This is a genomic window from Dietzia maris (assembly GCF_014144855.1).
Lineage (GTDB): Bacteria > Actinomycetota > Actinomycetes > Mycobacteriales > Mycobacteriaceae > Dietzia > Dietzia kunjamensis.
Map to the genome: position 1 here is coordinate 1 of NZ_JAALDN010000225.1, position 1,791 is coordinate 1,791.

2 protein-coding genes are annotated in these 1,791 nt (G+C 72.3%); both read left to right on the forward strand.

The window, feature by feature from the left end:
- Positions 1-217: 217 nt before the first annotated feature.
- Positions 218-958 (forward strand): DsbA family protein, encoded by a 741-nt coding sequence (locus G6024_RS07980; protein WP_069389322.1) that lies wholly within the window; start codon positions 218-220, stop codon positions 956-958.
- 10 nt (positions 959-968) lie between these two features.
- Positions 969-1,791, forward strand: an 823-nt coding sequence (locus tag G6024_RS07985) for a cytochrome c biogenesis CcdA family protein (protein ID WP_159148439.1), incomplete at its 3' end; no start/stop codon positions are given.

The window sequence follows — 1,791 nt, forward strand, 5'->3', positions numbered from 1 at the left end:
CCCCGGGGGACGGGGCCCGGCCTCGCGCTGGCGCTCGTGCACGCGGTCTCGCCGGCGGCGGTCTCCGCGGCCGCGGCGACGACACTCGTGCTGGGGATGTGCTCCGCGCTGGCGGGTTGACATCGCGCCACCGACGCGAACTACTATGCAACGTAGTAGTAACTGGCCCGCTCGCGGGTCGGTCCCCGTTCTCGATAGCACCCGCAGGAGACCTGAAGTGTCCCGTCGTCCGAGCGTCCCGGTCATCGCGTTGTCCCTCGTGGTGGCCGTACTCCTCGCCCTCGTGGCGATCCTCCTCGCCCGCGAGGTGGGCGGGGGCGAACCGTCGGCCGACGGGTCCGCCGCGGGGACGTCGGAGGTGTCCGACGACCGCCAGACCAGCCCGGAACAGGCCCCCGGCCCGGAGTCCATGGAGGGCATCGCGCGCTTCGAGGAGGGCGACCCGATGGCCATGGGGCCCGTCGACGCACCGGTCGTGATGACCATGTACACCGACTTCCGCTGCCCGTTCTGCGCCAAGTTCTCCCGCGAGGTGGAGCCCGCCCTGGTCGAGGAGTACGTCGAGAAGGGCGACCTGCGGATCGAATGGCGGGACCTGCCGATCTTCGGTGAGCAGTCGATGGCCGCCGCGCGAGCCGGCCGCGCCGCCGCCGACCAGGGGCGGTTCTGGGAGTTCACCGAGGTGGTCTTCGCCGACTCCCCCGACCGCGGTCATCCGGACCTCGGCGAGGAGAAGTTGGTCGGGTACGCCCGCGAGGCCGGCGTCGCCGACATCGAGCGCTTCCGCGAGGACATGACCAGCGACCGGTACGACGAGGCGATCCGGGCCGACTACGAGGCGGCCACCGCACTCGGTGCCACCTCGACCCCGACGTTCCTCATCAACGGCACGGGCATCATCGGCGCCCGCTCCACGGAGACGTTCCGCAACGTCATCGACAGCTCACTCGACGGGTGACGTGGGCCCGATGACCGAACAGATCGGACTGATCGGCGGATTCCTCGGCGGCGTCCTGAGCATCCTCAGCCCGTGCTCGGCCCTGCTGCTGCCCGCCTTCTTCGCCTACGCCTTCGGAACCCGCCGGGTGCTCCTCGCCCGGACCGGGCTGTTCCTGCTCGGCCTCGCCATCGTCCTGGTCCCGCTCGGCGCGGGGGTCGGGGCCATCGGTTCGCTGTTCACCGTCCACCGCGGGACCGTGACGTTGATCGGTGGCCTCGTCGTCGTCGCCCTGGGTGTCTACACCGCGCTCGGGGGCGGCTTCCGGCTCCCCGGACTCTCGGACGCCTCGTCCCGCGTCACGGGCAGCGGCCCCGTGGCCGTCCTCGCGCTGGGCGCCCTCTACGGGTTCGCCGGATTCTGCTCGGGCCCGCTGCTCGGCGGTGTCCTCACCCTGGCGATGGCCGGGGGTTCGCCCGCCTACGGTGCGGCCGTCATGGGCGCCTACGCGGTCGGCATGGTCGTCCCGCTCGCGGTGCTCGCCCTGGCGTGGGACCGGCTGGGCGTGTCGCGTCGGCGATGGATCCGCGGTCGCGACGTCACCCTGGGACCCATCCGCACGCACACCACCTCACTCATCGCCGGGGTGCTGTTCATCGTGGTGGGACTGCTGTTCGTCCTCACCGACGGCACCGCGGCCCTCGGCTCGGTGATGGGAGTGGACGCCCAGTTCGACCTGCAGCTCGCCATCGAGCGCCGGGTCGCGGGGATCGACGACCTGTGGTTCGCCGTCGCCGCGCTGGCCGTGGCCGCCGTCGGCCTCGCGGTGTGGGCGCTACGCGACCGCCGCCGCG